At 52.1% G+C, this 17,017-nt stretch carries 14 protein-coding genes; 8 read left to right on the forward strand and 6 right to left on the reverse strand.

Annotated features, from left to right (window positions below):
• Nucleotides 1-88 precede the first annotated feature (88 nt).
• The 3 genes from nrdA to yfaE all read left to right on the forward strand — a co-directional run bounded on the left by nrdA (nt 89) and on the right by yfaE (nt 3,871).
• Complete coding sequence (gene nrdA / locus ABVN44_RS18510) at nt 89-2,374, forward strand: class 1a ribonucleoside-diphosphate reductase subunit alpha (protein ID WP_001076494.1); 2,286 nt, start codon at nt 89-91, stop codon at nt 2,372-2,374.
• 112 nt (nt 2,375-2,486) lie between these two features.
• Entirely contained in the window at nt 2,487-3,617 is a 1,131-nt protein-coding gene (nrdB, locus tag ABVN44_RS18515; RefSeq protein ID WP_000332026.1) for a class Ia ribonucleoside-diphosphate reductase subunit beta, read from the forward strand.
• Complete coding sequence (gene yfaE / locus ABVN44_RS18520; protein WP_000533921.1) at nt 3,617-3,871, forward strand: ferredoxin-like diferric-tyrosyl radical cofactor maintenance protein YfaE; 255 nt, start codon at nt 3,617-3,619, stop codon at nt 3,869-3,871. Before nrdB ends, yfaE begins: the two co-directional genes overlap by 1 nt.
• A gap of 1 nt (nt 3,872) precedes the next feature.
• Here the strand turns inward: yfaE and ABVN44_RS18525 are convergent, their stop codons facing one another.
• Nucleotides 3,873-5,063 carry an MFS transporter gene (locus tag ABVN44_RS18525; RefSeq protein WP_000660247.1) on the reverse strand — a complete coding sequence of 397 codons (1,191 nt, stop codon included), beginning with the start codon at nt 5,061-5,063 and terminating at the stop codon, nt 3,873-3,875.
• A 161-nt stretch (nt 5,064-5,224) separates the two neighbouring features.
• Here ABVN44_RS18525 and ABVN44_RS18530 point away from each other — a divergent pair, with 161 nt between their 5' ends.
• Nucleotides 5,225-6,103 carry a LysR family transcriptional regulator gene (locus ABVN44_RS18530; protein WP_000176719.1) on the forward strand — a complete coding sequence of 293 codons (879 nt, stop codon included), beginning with the start codon at nt 5,225-5,227 and terminating at the stop codon, nt 6,101-6,103.
• A 115-nt stretch (nt 6,104-6,218) separates the two neighbouring features.
• Here the strand turns inward: ABVN44_RS18530 and glpQ are convergent, their stop codons facing one another.
• Both glpQ and glpT read right to left on the reverse strand, forming a co-directional pair.
• Nucleotides 6,219-7,289, reverse strand: coding sequence for a glycerophosphodiester phosphodiesterase (glpQ, locus tag ABVN44_RS18535; protein ID WP_000858952.1), 1,071 nt, complete (start codon nt 7,287-7,289; stop codon nt 6,219-6,221).
• A gap of 4 nt (nt 7,290-7,293) precedes the next feature.
• Nucleotides 7,294-8,652 carry a glycerol-3-phosphate transporter gene (gene glpT / locus ABVN44_RS18540; RefSeq protein ID WP_000948739.1) on the reverse strand — a complete coding sequence of 453 codons (1,359 nt, stop codon included), beginning with the start codon at nt 8,650-8,652 and terminating at the stop codon, nt 7,294-7,296.
• Between the two features lie 272 nt (nt 8,653-8,924).
• On the opposite strand from glpT, the gene glpA reads away from it, so the two are divergent.
• The 4 genes from glpA (at nt 8,925) to sseL (ending at nt 14,437) form a co-directional block, all read left to right on the forward strand.
• Entirely contained in the window at nt 8,925-10,553 is a 1,629-nt protein-coding gene (gene glpA, locus ABVN44_RS18545) for an anaerobic glycerol-3-phosphate dehydrogenase subunit A (RefSeq protein WP_000857207.1), read from the forward strand.
• Entirely contained in the window at nt 10,543-11,802 is a 1,260-nt protein-coding gene (glpB, locus tag ABVN44_RS18550; RefSeq protein WP_000667152.1) for a glycerol-3-phosphate dehydrogenase subunit GlpB, read from the forward strand. The genes glpA and glpB overlap by 11 nt, the downstream gene beginning before the upstream one ends.
• Entirely contained in the window at nt 11,799-12,989 is a 1,191-nt protein-coding gene (glpC, locus tag ABVN44_RS18555) for an anaerobic glycerol-3-phosphate dehydrogenase subunit GlpC (RefSeq protein WP_048348907.1), read from the forward strand. The genes glpB and glpC overlap by 4 nt, the downstream gene beginning before the upstream one ends.
• A 425-nt stretch (nt 12,990-13,414) precedes the next feature.
• Complete coding sequence (gene sseL, locus ABVN44_RS18560) at nt 13,415-14,437, forward strand: SPI-2 type III secretion system effector deubiquitinase SseL (RefSeq protein ID WP_023232115.1); 1,023 nt, start codon at nt 13,415-13,417, stop codon at nt 14,435-14,437.
• Between the two features lie 233 nt (nt 14,438-14,670).
• On the opposite strand, the gene ABVN44_RS18565 is transcribed toward sseL, so the two are convergent.
• From ABVN44_RS18565 to ABVN44_RS18575, 3 genes are read right to left on the reverse strand one after another with little or no spacing between them, the layout of a single operon-like run.
• Nucleotides 14,671-14,847, reverse strand: a complete 177-nt coding sequence (locus tag ABVN44_RS18565; RefSeq protein WP_001112766.1) for a hypothetical protein — start codon at nt 14,845-14,847, stop codon at nt 14,671-14,673.
• A 5-nt stretch (nt 14,848-14,852) separates the two neighbouring features.
• Entirely contained in the window at nt 14,853-15,656 is an 804-nt protein-coding gene (gene yfaU, locus ABVN44_RS18570; RefSeq protein ID WP_000992941.1) for a 2-keto-3-deoxy-L-rhamnonate aldolase, read from the reverse strand.
• A gap of 25 nt (nt 15,657-15,681) precedes the next feature.
• Nucleotides 15,682-16,971, reverse strand: coding sequence for an MFS transporter (locus ABVN44_RS18575; protein WP_052908333.1), 1,290 nt, complete (start codon nt 16,969-16,971; stop codon nt 15,682-15,684).
• Between the last annotated feature and the right edge of the window lie 46 nt (nt 16,972-17,017).

Genomic DNA, 17,017 nt, shown 5'->3' on the forward strand with positions numbered 1-17,017 from the left:
TTATCCACAGAGTTAGTCACAACGTGGCGTTGTGGATAAGCGGGGGGATATTTTTCTTTCACGGACAGGTAAACAGGTAGAAAACCACATGAATCAGAGTCTGCTGGTGACAAAGCGTGACGGCCGTACTGAGCGCATCAATCTCGACAAAATTCATCGCGTGCTTGATTGGGCGGCAGAAGGACTGAATAACGTATCGGTTTCTCAGGTCGAGCTACGCTCGCATATTCAGTTTTATGATGGGATTAAGACCTCCGATATCCATGAAACTATCATTAAGGCCGCCGCAGACCTGATCTCTCGCGATGCGCCGGATTATCAATACCTGGCTGCGCGTCTGGCGATTTTCCACCTGCGTAAGAAAGCCTTCGGCCAGTTTGAGCCGCCCGCACTTTACCACCATGTGGTAAAAATGGTTGAGCTTGGCAAATACGACAATCATCTGCTGGAAGACTACACGGAAGAAGAGTTCAAGCAGATGGATTCGTTTATCGTTCACGATCGCGATATGACCTTCTCCTACGCTGCCGTTAAGCAGCTGGAAGGGAAATATCTGGTGCAAAACCGCGTGACCGGTGAAATCTATGAAAGCGCGCAGTTCCTCTACATTCTGGTAGCGGCCTGCCTGTTCTCGAACTACCCGCGTGAAACGCGTCTTGACTATGTAAAACGTTTTTACGATGCGGTCTCTACGTTCAAAATCTCGCTGCCGACGCCCATCATGTCCGGCGTGCGTACCCCGACCCGTCAGTTCAGCTCCTGCGTACTGATCGAGTGTGGCGACAGTCTGGATTCCATCAACGCCACCTCCAGCGCGATTGTGAAATACGTTTCTCAGCGCGCCGGTATCGGCATCAACGCGGGACGCATTCGTGCGCTGGGTAGCCCGATTCGTGGCGGCGAAGCGTTCCACACCGGCTGTATTCCGTTCTACAAGCACTTCCAGACGGCGGTGAAATCCTGCTCGCAGGGCGGCGTGCGCGGCGGCGCGGCGACACTGTTCTACCCGATGTGGCACCTGGAAGTGGAAAGCCTGCTGGTACTGAAAAACAACCGTGGCGTGGAAGGTAACCGCGTACGTCACATGGACTACGGCGTACAGATCAACAAACTGATGTACACCCGCCTGCTGAAGGGCGGCGACATTACGCTGTTCAGTCCGTCCGATGTACCCGGGCTATACGATGCGTTCTTCGCCGACCAGGACGAATTCGAACGCCTGTACGTGAAATATGAAAACGACGACAGCATCCGCAAACAGCGTGTGAAAGCGGTCGAACTGTTCTCGCTGATGATGCAGGAACGCGCCTCTACCGGTCGTATCTATATCCAGAACGTTGACCACTGCAATACTCACAGTCCGTTCGATCCGGTTGTCGCCCCGGTACGCCAGTCTAACCTGTGTCTGGAGATTGCCCTGCCGACCAAACCGCTGAACGATGTCAACGATGAAAACGGCGAAATTGCGTTGTGTACGTTGTCTGCATTCAACCTGGGCGCCATTAAAACTCTGGACGAGCTGGAAGAACTGGCTATTCTGGCAGTACGCGCTTTGGATGCTCTGCTCGATTATCAGGATTACCCGATTCCGGCTGCCAAACGCGGCGCAATGGGCCGTCGTACGCTGGGCATTGGCGTGATTAACTTCGCCTACTGGCTGGCGAAAAACGGTAAACGTTATTCCGACGGCAGCGCCAATAATCTGACGCATAAAACCTTCGAAGCCATTCAGTACTATCTGCTTAAAGCGTCCAACGAACTGGCGAAAGAGCAAGGCGCCTGCCCATGGTTCAACGAAACCACCTATGCAAAAGGCATTTTGCCGATCGACACCTACAAAAAAGATCTGGATGCGATCGTCAACGAACCGCTGCACTACGACTGGGAACAGCTGCGTGAGTCGATCAAAACCCACGGTCTGCGTAACTCCACGCTATCGGCGCTAATGCCGTCGGAAACGTCGTCCCAGATCTCCAACGCCACCAACGGCATTGAGCCGCCGCGCGGCTACGTCAGCATCAAGGCCTCGAAAGACGGTATTTTGCGTCAGGTCGTGCCGGATTATGAGCATCTGAAAGACGCTTACGAACTGTTGTGGGAGATGCCGAACAACGACGGTTATCTGCAACTGGTGGGTATCATGCAGAAGTTTATCGATCAGTCGATTTCCGCCAATACCAACTACGATCCGTCACGTTTCCCGTCAGGAAAAGTGCCGATGCAGCAACTGCTGAAAGATTTGCTCACCGCGTATAAGTTTGGCGTGAAAACGCTGTACTATCAAAATACCCGCGACGGCGCGGAAGATGCGCAGGACGATTTGGCGCCTTCTATTCAGGACGATGGCTGCGAAAGCGGCGCTTGTAAGATCTGATGAATAGTGCCGGGTAGCGCTATGCTTACCCGGCCTACGATTGTACGGTTTGTAGGCCGGATAAGGCGCTTGCGCCGCCATCCGGCGCTCATCCCATAAAGGATTCACTTCAATGGCATACACCACTTTTTCACAGACGAAAAACGATCAGCTCAAGGAACCCATGTTCTTTGGCCAGCCGGTCAACGTTGCACGCTATGACCAGCAGAAATATGACATCTTCGAAAAACTGATCGAAAAACAGCTCTCTTTCTTCTGGCGTCCGGAAGAGGTCGACGTCTCCCGCGATCGTATCGATTATCAGGCGTTGCCGGAGCACGAAAAACATATCTTCATCAGCAACCTCAAATACCAGACGCTGCTGGATTCCATTCAGGGACGTAGCCCGAACGTCGCCCTGCTGCCGCTCATTTCCATCCCGGAGCTGGAGACGTGGGTAGAGACCTGGGCGTTTTCTGAGACGATTCACTCACGATCCTACACCCACATTATTCGTAACATCGTCAACGATCCGGCGGTCGTGTTTGACGATATCGTGACCAATGAGCAAATTCAGAAGCGCGCCGAAGGGATCTCCGCCTACTACGACGAACTTATTGAGATGACCAGCTACTGGCATCTGCTCGGTGAAGGCACCCATACCGTTAATGGCAAAACGGTTGTCGTGAATCTGCGTGAGCTGAAGAAAAAACTGTATCTGTGCCTGATGAGTGTGAACGCGCTGGAAGCCATCCGCTTCTACGTCAGCTTCGCCTGCTCTTTCGCATTTGCCGAGCGTGAACTGATGGAAGGCAACGCCAAAATTATCCGTCTGATCGCTCGTGACGAAGCTCTGCATCTGACCGGCACGCAACATATGCTGAACCTGTTGCGTAGCGGCGTGGACGACCCGGAGATGGCGGAAATCGCCGAAGAGTGTAAACAGGAATGTTATGACCTGTTCGTGCAGGCGGCGCAGCAGGAAAAAGAGTGGGCGGACTATCTGTTCCGCGACGGTTCGATGATCGGCCTGAATAAAGATATCCTGTGCCAATACGTTGAATATATTACTAATATTCGTATGCAGGCGGTGGGGCTGGATCTGCCGTTCCAGACCCGCTCCAACCCAATCCCGTGGATCAATACCTGGCTGGTGTCCGATAACGTTCAGGTCGCGCCACAGGAAGTGGAAGTTAGCTCTTATCTGGTCGGACAAATCGATTCGGAAGTCGATACCGACGATCTGAGTAATTTCCAGCTCTGATGGGACGCGTCACGCTGCGTATCACTGGCACACAGCTGCTGTGCCAGGATGAACACCCTTCTCTGCTGGCCGCGCTGGAATCGCATAACGTTGAGGTGGAGTATCAGTGCCGCGAAGGTTATTGCGGCTCCTGTCGTACCCGACTGGTTGCCGGTCAGGTTGACTGGATTACGGAACCTTTAGCGTTTATCCAGCCGGGAGAGATTTTGCCCTGCTGCTGCAGGGCAAAAGGCGATATCGAAATCGAGATGTAACTCAGTGCAACTCGCTGGTGGAAACCAAAGGCATCACGCCACGTTTTTTCATCTGCACGGCATACAGTGCGCCAGCGAGTACCACCAGCACCGCGCCAGCGACATAAATCATACGATAGCCAACCGACTCAACCATCATTCCCATGATAAAGGCGCCAATCGCCATTCCGGCATCCATCGCGTTAAAGAACAGTGAATTCGCCACGCCGATTTTATGCGGTTCAACCGAGCTGATAATTTGCGTCTGGAAAACCGGCGTGACCGAACCGTAGCCGATACCGATGAGACCGCCGGAAATAATCATCATGATGCTGCCATTGGTGTAGCCCAGCGCCACCAGACCGATGGTAAAAGCCAACAGGCATGGGAAAACAACATATTTCGGCCCTTTTTTATCACAAATATTCCCGGTGAAGGTACGGCATATCATCAGGAAAATCGCGTAGCACAGCAGGAAATTACTGGCCGCCGCCATTAAATCCAGCTCACGCGCATACAGCGCCAGGAAAGCCGATACGCCGGCATAGGAGAAAGTCATAAAAAAGGTGACCAGCGCAAAAGGCAAGGCGGCGCGGTCAAACATCGCGGCAAAACCCAGATTCGGTTTCGAACCATCGGCATGACGAATTACCGGAGGGACCGTCACAATCAGGGAAAGTACAATCCCTAACGCCGCTACAGCGGAACAAAGCCAGAATGCGGCAGTGAACGCGTTCCAGCGGGCCATATTCAAACCGATCCACGGTCCTACGACCATCGCCAGGCCCATCGCTAAAGAGAAAAAGCTGATGCCCTCTCCACGTCGGGAGGCCGGAATTAACCGCGCTGAAATAGTTCCTTTTACCGTGGTAATAACACCAAACGTAATCCCATGAAGTACGCGGATAAAGAGCAGCGACTCGATAGAATGGCAAACCGGATACAGCGCAGTAATCACCAAAAAAGCCAGAGAAGAGAGCACCAGAATCTTTTTATTCGAATATTTTCCCACCCACTGCCCGGCAAACGGCCGAATAACAATTGCCGCGGCCAGGAAACATGTCACTAACAGCCCGGCCTTATCTGCAGAAGCATGCAGGCGGTCAGCGATATAAATGGGTAATAAAGTTAGCAGTACATAAAAAACAAAAAAGATAATAAAACTGACTATGGTGATTGCCCAAAAATCCTTCGTCCATAATTTTTCTTTCATTCTTAACGACCCGCTCAGATGGCGCACGCAGGCAACGCTCAGCTCAACTGAACACCTATCAGGTGCGTCAAAATGTGATGTATTCGATAGAATCGCAGTATAAACAAGTGCACTCTATTAGAAAAATTAATCGTTTTAATTATATTGATTAGGTTTTACTAATGACGCTAACCCAAATCCATGCCCTGCTTGCCGTACTGGAGTACGGCGGATTTACCGAAGCCAGCAAACGGCTATACATGACGCAATCCGCCGTCAGCCAGGCCATCTCCGCGCTTGAGGAGGAGCTCGGCGTTGACATATTGATTCGTGAGCGTCGTAAAGAGATTGAGCTTACCGCCGCCGGTAGCCGCATCGTCAGGCACTTACGCGCGATCCAGCGCGACGTCAACGCGGTAAAAGAGATTGCCGAACAAGAAAAAAAGAACCCGGCCCGTACGCTACGGATTGGCTGTTTTCCCAGCGCCTGCGCCTGCATTTTACCCGGCGTCATTCGCTATTTTGAAAGCCATCATCCAAATGTAAAAATTATCCCCTATGAAGAGAACAGTACGGCTATTATTGATTCGCTGCAGGACGGAAGTATTGATGCCGGTTTCGTTCCTTTTCCGGTCAACGGTATGTATTGCGTCCCCATTTACCGGGATAAATTCACCGTAGTGGTGCCTGAAAATCATCCCCTGGCGGCCAATAGTACAGTAACGGTCGAAGAACTGATGGACGAACCACTTATTGTCAGTAAAGGTCGTTATGAATTAAGCATTATGGCGTTGTTTAAAGAAAAGGGTATTGAGCCGATATTTAAATATGAATTTAACCATCCCGATACTGCGCTGAATTTTATTCGCCAGGGATTAGGTATCGCCTTATTGCCAGAATTAACCTTAAAAGCCACGACAGGAAAATTATGCTCCGTGGCGCTGGAACCCACCTTTTATCGACAAATTTCCCTGTTAGCAAAAGAACCGCCGGTAGAAGGAAGTCCGCTATTTTTATTACAAAAATGTATGGAAACACTGACCGATGAGGGGTTGCTATAAAACAACCCCGCCTGATGGTATTGCGTTTACCAGACTTACGCTGGCAAACGTTGCGCCAGGCCGGATGAGGCGTTTATGCCCTCATCCGGCGCGTCACTTCTACTATGGCAAGCCTTTAGTCATTTTTTTGCAGGAACATGACCGCCTTATCCGGGAAGTCAGTGAACAGCCCGTCGACACCCGCCTTGTTATACAGGATGTCGTACAACTGATTGACGTCTGTGGCATAGTCCGGCAATTGATCGGCACGCACAGTGTAAGGATGCACTACCATCTTATTCTGATGCGCGTCTTGCACCATTCCAGTCAGCTTGATATTCCCTTTCGTTGAGCCTTCCGCGACCAGCATATGGTAATCCGGACCAATACCGTCCGCATATTCCGCCACCTGCTTCATGGCGCCCGGCTTAAACATCCAGTCGTAGTTGTAATTTACCCAACGACCGTCCGGCTGTTTCTGCTGTGTTTCATTCCAGTCGGTATACGCAATAAGTTGAACCAGATTGAGATCCATCCCCATTTTGGGTTCCAGTTCATTCTTAATACGTTTCAGCTCAGCGACATCAAAACACTGCAAATAGACATTGTCCTGCTTGCCGGTGTAACCATACTTCTTCAGCACTTCCAGCGTTTTCGCGGCAATATCTTTCCCTTCCTGATGATGGAACCACGGCGCTTTAATTTCCGGATAAATACCGATATTTTTACCGGTAGAGTGATTTAATCCCTGAACGAATTCAATTTCCTCTTCAAAGGTATGAATGCGGAAATCAGATTTTCCCATCGGGAAACGGCCCGGATAAGTTTGTACTTTTTTGCCGTTTTCAATATCAAACCCTTCGGTGAACTTCAGGGATTTAATTTCATCCAGCGTAAAATCGATAGCGTAATAGCGCCCATCTTTACGCGCCCGGTCCGGAAAACGGTCAGCGACGTCAGTCACCCGGTCAAGGTAGTGGTCATGGAGGACGACCAGATGGTCGTCCTTTGTCATCACTAAATCCTGTTCCAGATAATCTGCCCCTTGCGCATACGCCATCGCTTTCGCCGGTAGCGTATGCTCCGGCAGATAACCGCTGGCGCCACGGTGGGCGATAACGACTTTTTCAGCCGCCACGGCGCCGCTTCCGATGGTCATTCCTGCCAACATTAACGCCACGCTAAGGTTTTTCAGTGTGGTTTTCATGTTATTAGCCTCCGTTGCGTTTTAACTGCAGCTCATCATGATGGCGTTTTTCACCAATCATCACGACCACCAGCAGGATTACCGCCAGAATGCTGCCGCCAATCATCACCATAAAACCGCCATCCCAACCGAAGAAGTCAACGGTATAACCCACAATGGCGCTTGCAGCGACAGAACCGCCCAGGTAACCAAACAGACCGGTAAAGCCCGCCGCCGTACCCGCCGCTTTTTTCGGCGCCAGTTCCAGCGCGTGCAGACCGATCAACATTACCGGGCCGTAGATCAGGAAGCCGATGATAATCATACAAGCCATATCAACGTTCGGGTTCCCTGCCGGGTTCATCCAGTAAACGATGGTCGCGATAGTCACCAGGGTCATAAAGAATACGCCGGTCGCGCCACGGTTGCCGCGGAAGACTTTATCCGACATCCAGCCACACAGCAGCGTGCCCGGAATACCCGCGTATTCATACAGGAAGTAGGCCCAGGAGGATTTATCCAGTGCGAAATGCTTCACTTCTTTCAGGTAGGTCGGCGACCAGTCGAGGATGCCGTAGCGCAGCAGATAAACAAACACGTTGGCGATAGCGATGTACCACAACAGTTTGTTTGGCAGTACGTACTGCATGAAGATCTGCTTCGCAGTCAGCTCTTCTTCCGCTTTTTCGTTGTAGTCGTCCGGATAGTCGTTTTTATACTCTTCGATAGGCGGCAGACCGCAGGATTGCGGCGTATCGCGCATCATTGCGAAAGCGAACAGCGCCACCACAATCGCGCCAAAGGCTGGCATATAGAGCGCCGCTTTCCAGTCGTTAAACCACGCCATCCCCAGCAGGAACAGCAGTGGCGGGATCCCGCCGCCGACGTTATGCGCACAGTTCCAGACCGACACAATGCCGCCGCGCTCTTTCTGCGACCACCAGTGAACCATCGTACGTCCGCACGGCGGCCACCCCATCCCCTGGAACCAGCCGCAAAGGAACAACAGCACAAACATCACGGCGATGCTGGATGTCGCCCACGGTACAAAGCCCATAAACAACATGACTGCTGCGGCCAGAATCAACCCTGCCGGCAGGAAAACGCGCGGATTCGAGCGATCGGACACCGAACCCATTATAAATTTCGAAAAACCATAAGCGATGGAAATCCCGGACAGCGCAAAGCCCAGATCGCCGCGTGAAAAACCCTGTTCTACCAGGTAGGGCATCGCGAGGGCAAAGTTCTTGCGCACCAGATAATACGCGGCATAGCCAAAGAATATCCCCAGGAAAATCTGCCAGCGTAATCGGCGATAGGTCGGATCAATCTCCGCCGCTGGCAAGCGCGCTTTATGCGGCGCTGGTTTAAAAATACTCAACATATTGTAGCCTCCGTGGCCCGTATTTTATTTAGAGGTAAACACCGCAGTTTGTTCAAACAACCCCGCTGCTCCCAGTGTGGCCGCGATGTTAAGTAAAGATACGTCACGTTAATGTGAATTACAGCACATATTGTTACAGTTTTATGACCAATGTTCAGAAAGGCGCACGAAATCACGTTTCATTTTCGAATAGTGAGCGATTATGCGCGAAATCAAACATTCCATATGATTTGTATGGCTAAATGATAAAAAACGAACTGTGAGGAAAAACAATGAAAACTCGCGACTCGCAAGCAAGTGACGTGATTATCATTGGCGGTGGAGCAACAGGCGCAGGGATCGCCCGCGACTGCGCGCTGCGCGGTTTACGTGTCATTCTGGTGGAACGGCATGATATAGCGACCGGCGCGACCGGGCGTAACCACGGACTGCTGCACAGCGGCGCTCGTTATGCGGTTACCGACGCGGAATCCGCGCGCGAGTGCATTAGTGAAAACCAGATTTTAAAACGGATCGCCCGCCATTGCGTCGAACCGACGGATGGTCTGTTTATTACGTTGCCGGAAGATGATCTTGCGTTTCAGGCCACCTTTATTCGCGCCTGTGAAGCGGCAGGCATTCGCGCTGAAGCCATCGATCCGCAGCAGGCTCGCATCATCGAACCTTCCGTTAACCCTGCGCTCATCGGTGCGGTAAAAGTGCCGGATGGCACCGTGGACCCTTTCCGCCTTACCGCCGCCAATATGCTGGATGCCAGAGAACATGGCGCAATCGTGTTAACCGCGCATGAAGTGACCGGGCTCATTCGTGAAGGCGCAACGGTCTGCGGCGTCCATGTGCGCAACCATCTCACTGGCGAAACCCAGACGCTTCACGCGCCGGTGGTGGTCAATGCGGCAGGTATCTGGGGACAACGGATCGCCGAATACGCCGACCTGAGTATTCGCATGTTCCCGGCGAAAGGCTCGCTGTTGATCATGGACCATCGGATCAACCAGCATGTCATTAACCGCTGCCGGAAACCATCGGATGCCGACATTCTGGTACCTGGCGATACGATTTCACTGATCGGCACCACCTCTACCCATATTGATTACAATGAGATAGACAGCAACCGCGTCACCGCAGATGAAGTCGATATCCTGCTGCGTGAAGGGGAAAAACTGGCCCCTGTCATGGCGAAGACGCGTATTCTGCGCGCGTATTCCGGCGTCCGCCCGCTGGTGGCCAGCGATGACGATCCCAGCGGTCGTAACGTCAGCCGCGGTATTGTGTTGTTCGACCACGCCGAGCGCGACGGGCTTGAAGGCTTCATTACCATTACCGGCGGGAAGCTAATGACTTACCGCCTGATGGCGGAATGGGCGACCGATGCCGTGTGCCGCAAGTTGGGCAATACTCGCCCCTGCATCACGGCGGATACGCCGTTGCCTGGCTCAAAAGAGTCTACAGAACATACGCTGAAACGCATTATCTCGCTTCCCGCGCCGCTACGCGGATCGGCGGTTTATCGGCATGGCGATCGCACGCCGGGGTGGCTGAGTGAAGGCCGCCAACACCGTAGCCTGGTCTGTGAATGCGAGGCCGTCACGGCGGGGGAAGTGCAGTATGCCGTCGAAAACTTAACCGTGAATAGCCTGCTGGATCTGCGCCGTCGCACCCGCGTAGGGATGGGCACTTGCCAGGGCGAGCTATGCGCCTGCCGCGCAGCCGGGCTATTGCAGCGTTTTAATGTGACGACCGCGGCGCAATCTATTACGCAACTCTCTGAATTTCTGAATGAGCGCTGGAAAGGCGTACAACCTGTCGCCTGGGGAGACGCGCTGCGCGAAAGCGAATTCACGCGCTGGGTTTATCAGGGATTATGCGGTCTGGAGAAGGAGCACCAGGATGAAATTTGATACGGTTATTATGGGCGGCGGTCTCGCCGGTTTGCTGTGCGGACTGCAACTCCAGCAGCATGGATTACGCTGCGCCATCGTCACCCGCGGACAAAGCGCGCTGCATTTTTCCTCCGGCTCGCTGGATCTACTCAGCGCCCTGCCCGACGGCCAACCGGTGACCGACATTACCGCCGGGCTTGATGCTCTGCGCCGCCAGGCGCCTGAACATCCTTATTCGCGTTTAGGCGCGCAAAAAGTCCTCACGCTGGCGCAACAGGCGCAAACGCTACTTAACGCCAGCGGCGCGCAGTTATACGGCGACGTACAGCAGGCGCACCAGCGTGTCACGCCGCTTGGCACATTGCGTTCAACCTGGCTTAGCTCGCCGGAAGTACCGGTCTGGCCGTTATCCGCACAGCGAATTTGCGTCGTCGGCGTTAGCGGATTACTGGATTTCCAGGCGCACCTTGCGGCAGCGTCGCTGCGCCAACGCGACCTCAACGTGGAAACCGCAGAAATCGACCTTCCGGAACTGGACGTACTGCGTGATAACCCGACGGAATTTCGCGCGGTCAATATTGCGCGTCTACTTGATAACGAAGAAAAATGGCCACTGCTGTACGACGCGCTGTCGCCAATAGCGACAAACTGCGACATGATCATCATGCCCGCCTGTTTCGGGCTGGCGAACGATACGCTGTGGCGCTGGCTTAACGAACGTCTGCCCTGCGCGCTTACGCTGCTGCCGACGCTGCCGCCATCGGTGCTCGGTATTCGTCTGCACAATCAGCTCCAGCGCCAGTTTGTCCGTCAGGGCGGCATCTGGATGCCGGGCGATGAAGTGAAGAAAGTCACCTGCCGTCGCGGTACCGTGAGCGAAATATGGACCCGCAACCATGCCGATATCCCACTGCGCCCGCGTTTTGCCGTACTTGCCAGCGGTAGCTTCTTTAGTAGCGGTCTGGTTGCCGAGCGCGAAGGGATCCGCGAACCTATTTTAGGGCTCGACGTACAGCAAACGGCCACCCGCGCCGAATGGTATCAACAACATTTCTTCGACCCACAGCCCTGGCAGCAGTTTGGCGTCGTGACGGATGACGCCTTCCGCCCCTCTCTTGCGGGCAACACGGTAGAAAATCTGTATGCAATAGGTTCTGTGCTGGCGGGATTCGATCCTATAGCTGAGGGATGCGGCGGCGGCGTCTGCGCAGTCAGCGCCCTCCAGGCCGCGCACCATATCGCTGAGCGTGCAGGAGAACAGCAATGAGCGACACACGTTTTGAAAGTTGTATTAAATGTACGGTGTGCACCACCGCGTGCCCGGTCAGCCGCGTTAATCCAGGCTACCCTGGCCCTAAACAGGCCGGACCGGATGGCGAACGCCTGCGTCTGAAAGACGGCGCGCTGTATGATGAGGCGCTGAAATATTGCATTAACTGCAAACGGTGTGAGGTCGCCTGTCCGTCGGACGTGAAGATTGGCGATATCATCCAGCGCGCCCGCGCGAAATACGATACGACGCGCCCGTCATTGCGTAATTTTATTCTTAGCCATACCGATCTGATGGGCAGCGTTTCAACGCCGTTCGCGCCGGTGGTCAATACCGCCACCGCATTAAAGCCAGTGCGCCAGTTGCTTGATTATGCGCTCAAAATCGATCATCGCCGCACCTTACCAAAATACTCTTTCGGCACCTTCCGCCGCTGGTATCGTAGCGTGGCGGCGCAGCAGGCTAAATACAAAGATCAGGTCGCCTTTTTCCATGGCTGTTTTGTGAATTACAACCATCCGCAGCTCGGAAAAGATCTGATTAAGGTGCTGAACGCAATGGGTACTGGCGTACAGTTACTGAGTAAAGAGAAGTGTTGCGGCGTACCGCTGATCGCTAACGGTTTTACGGATAAAGCTCGCAAACAGGCTATCAGCAATGTGGAGTCGCTACGCGAGGCGATTGCCGTCAAAGGTATTCCGGTCATCGCCACGTCATCCACCTGTACGTTTGCGTTGCGCGATGAATATCCTGAAGTGCTGGACGTGGACAACGCCGGGCTGCGCGAACATATCGAGCTGGCCACCCGCTGGCTATGGCGCAAACTGGATACCGGGAAAACGCTGCCGCTTAATCCTTTGCCGCTGAAAGTGGTCTACCATACGCCGTGTCATATGGAAAAAATGGGCTGGACGCTTTACACGCTTGAACTGTTGCGGCAAATTCCGGGGCTTGAATTGACGGTACTTGATTCACAGTGCTGCGGCATTGCCGGTACGTATGGATTTAAAAAGGAAAACTATCCGACATCACAGTCCATCGGCGCGCCGCTGTTCCGCCAGATTGAAGAGAGCGGCGCCGACATTGTCGTCACCGATTGTGAAACCTGTAAGTGGCAAATTGAGATGTCTACAAGCAAACGCTGCGAACACCCCATTACGCTACTCGCCCAAGCGCTCGGCTAAGTAAAAAGCGCCGGAGCCCCTCCGGCGCCATTACCCTACTCACCAGGGCCGATTTTCCATCAGACATATACCCTTCATACTTCAAGTTGCTTATGTGTTGGCTACGGATTATTTTGGGTATAAACGCGGATGTCTCTTTGCAATAACCTGCCCTATTTGGTCAACCATGACCGCTAACCCACGGGGTCATGACAGATAACGACGTTACTGTTTATAGAGCAATATCTCTTGTATCGACGCGTTACCAGCCCCCTTTAAAGAGGGGGATAACTGAATATCCCCAATAATAATTGAGAGTTATGTGAATAATAAGAAAATCAGGTCTATGCCTGATTTAATATATCCTCCACTAATAATAATATTTTTACAAATAATTATACATTACATCATATTCGCTACTTTCACCTACCAGGAAACAGAGCAAAATGAATATATGTGTAAATTCACTTTACCGATTGAGCATACCGCAATTTTACAGCTTATATGCAGAAGAGGTGAGCGATGAGACGCTTGCGTTGTTGTTTAGCGCAGTAGAGAACGGTGATCAGAATTGTATTGATCTGTTATGCAATCTTGCGTTACGCAATGATAACCTGGGACATAGAGTTGAGAAATTTCTTTTTGATCTCTTTAGCGGAAAAAGATCGGGATCACCAGACATAGACAAAAAAATCAATCAGGCTTGCCTTGTATTACATCAAATCGCCAATAACGATATAACAAAAGATAATACTGAGTGGAAAAAGCTACATGCCCCTTCCAGATTACTTTATATGGCCGGCTCCGCGACAACCGACCTTTCTAAAAAAATAGGAATAGCACATAAAATTATGGGCGACCAGTTCGCTCAGACAGATCAAGAACAGGTAGGAGTTGAAAATCTTTGGTGTAGTGCGCGAATGTTGTCGTCAGATGAGCTGGCAACCGCAACGCTAGGTCTGGTTCAAGAATCACCTCTTCTCTCGGTAAACTATCCCATTGGGCTTATTCATCCTACCACCAAAGAAAATATATTAAGCACTCAGCTACTTGAAAAGATTGCTCAATCAGGATTATGTGAAAATGAAATCTTTCTGATAAATACAGGAGATCACTGGCTTCTCTGTTTATTTTATAAACTTGCAGAAAAAATAAAATGCCTTATATTTAACAGTTATCATGATTTAAATGAAAATACTAAGCAAGAGATTATAGAAGCAGCAAAAATTGCAGGTATATCAGAAAACGAAGATGTTGATTTTATTGAAATGAATTTACAAAATGATGTACCCAACGGCTGTGGTCTATTTTGTTACCGTGCAATTCAACTCTTATCGAATGCCGGACAAAACGATCCTGTTACCACACTACGAGAATTTGCGGAAAATTTCTTAACGCTTCCAGTAGAGGAACAAACACTATTTAACACCCAAACCCGGCGACAAATATATGAATACAGTCTCCAGTAATGGTGAGTACTTAGAGCCTATCCCATTAGGCTATTTTATTCGCCATTTTGGGACCGGGCAGTGCTCAAAATCCTCACGTACTACGTGTACGCTCCGGTTTCTGCGCGCTGGCCGGCCCCAAACTGGCTTCAACAATTACGCCTGGTGGGATAGGCTCTTATCCTGAAATGATGCCCTGCGAAGAATTTATAAGTATATAAGGGTGGGAAGGCCAGGCCTTCCCACTAAAAGTTCTATGCCGTCAATGATTCAACCACGTCTATCCAGCCATGCTCGCTGGTAATGTCCTCGCCATTAAGCCAGCGGCGCAGCATATTTAGCGCCATCATCGCGCAGACCTCCTGACGTATTGCCAGACTATACCGATTGGCGCTAAAACGCACGCGTAAGGCATACGTGCCATCCGGCATTTTTCTCAATAACTACGTTTTGCCGTGCTTACTGACTGAACAGATTTAAACATCGCCAACCTGCTGTCCAGCGCCTCGGTGTAGAGCATCGTATCTACCCCGACCGCGACAAAATTCGCGCCCCACGCCAGACATTTCTGCGCCATTGCCGGATCGACCGCCAAAAAACCCGCCGCTTTTCCGGCGGCGCGAATACGATAAATACACGCTTCAATGATCCGCTGCACTTCCGGGTGTCCGGCATTATCGGGGTAACCCAATGAAGCAGAGAGATCTGCCGGACCGATAAAGACGCCATCAATGCCTTCAACCTCCAGAATCGCGTCAAGGTTTTCCAGCGCCACTTTGCTTTCAACCTGCACCAACAGGCAGAGCGACTCATTGGCCTGTGCCATATAGTTGTCGATTCTCCCCCAGCGCGCCGCACGCGCCACGCTCGCGCCAACGCCTCGTTGCCCCAACGGCGGGTATCGGGTAGCGGAAACGACCTGGCGCGCCTGTTCTGCGGTGTCAACCATCGGGATCAGTAGCGTTTGCGCCCCGATGTCCAGTACCTGTTTAATGAGCGCTTTACTTCCCTCGATCGGGCGAATCACCGGCTGGCTGGCGTATGGGGCGATGGCCTGTAACTGATGATACAAGTCCTGCACCGTATTAGGCGCGTGCTCGCCATCTATTAACAACCAGTCATAACCCGACGTCGCCGCAATCTCCGCCATATAAGAGGTGGTTGAACTGAGCCACAAACCAATTTGCGTATCCCCTTTACGTAATCCTTCTTTAAAAGGATTTGATAACAATGCGTTCATAGCGATCCTTACAACGTAGATAAGATTAATGATGCGCAGCGCCGGATTGCGCCACCGGACGATTAACGCTCAGCGTGAAGATAATTAATGAGCCAATGATGGCGACTCCGGCCAGCGTCAGCAGGCCCGCCGCATCGCTGGCAAACAACGTTTCCGCTTTTACGCGCAGAATTGGGGCAATAAAACCGCCCACAGCGCCAAACAGATTAACGAAACCAATTCCTGCCGCCAGAGCCGTACCGGAAAGTAGCTGCGTCGGCATAGTCCAGAATACGGGCTGAACGGCAATAAATCCTACTGCTGCAACACAGAGCGCCAGAATAGCGAGCACCGGAGAAACCAGACCTGACAGGCCAATGCCAATGCCCGCAGCCAGTAGCGTCACTGCCGCAACGTTACGGCGATCGCCGGTACGGTCGGAGTAGCGAGGAATAAGCCATGTGCCAAGCAAAGCCGCCACCCAGGGAACCGCTGTTACCACCGAAGCGGTAAAGCCCACTTTAGTGCCCAATAGCGCGGCAACCTGGGTCGGCAGGAAAAAGATGAGTCCGTATACCGCCACCTGAATCGTCAGATAAATAATAGCCAGTTGCCAGACGCGTCCATTACGCAGCGCATCCGCAAGCCTTGACGTGACCTTTTTCTCTTCTTCGCTCGCCAGTAGCCTGATAAGCGCGTTCTTTTCTTCCAGGCTAAGAAAACGCGCCTGCTGCGGAGTGTCATCAAGCCAGAAAAAGGTGAATATCCCTGCGCCAATCGCCAGTAGGCCTTCGATAACGAACATCCAGAACCATCCCGGGTGCCCCATAAAACCATGCATCTCCAGCAGAGCGCCGGAGAGCGGCGAACCCAACGTTAACGCCAGCGGCGCGCCCATATAAAATAGCCCCATAATGCTGGCACGGTTACGCTGCGGGAACCATTGTGAAGTTAGATAGATCATGCCGGGGAAAAATCCAGCCTCCGCCGCGCCCAATAGCGTGCGGATTATCAGAAATTTTGCTTCACTATCCGCCCAGGCCATCGCAGCAGAGAGAAAGCCCCACAGCAGGGTAGTCGTGCCGATCCAGGTTCTTGCGCCAAATTTGCGCATCAGCAGGTTAGCCGGTACGCCAAGGAAAGCGTAAACCACAAAGAAAATACCGGCCCCTAGCGCGTAGGCTTCATTACTTAGCCCGGTATCTATCTGATAGGTCTCTTTGGCAAAACCAATATTTGAACGATCCAGAAACGCCAGTACATACAGTGCCAACATAAAAGGAATTAAACGTGCGCGGTTTTTCTTCACTACGCCGTCAAGTAAAGTGATGCTCATAGCAATATCCTCAACAGGATGAGGGCGTTGCCGTACAAAGGCAACG

This window comes from Salmonella sp. SJTUF15570 (assembly GCF_043357055.1).
GTDB classification, from domain to species: Bacteria; Pseudomonadota; Gammaproteobacteria; order Enterobacterales; family Enterobacteriaceae; genus Salmonella; species Salmonella enterica.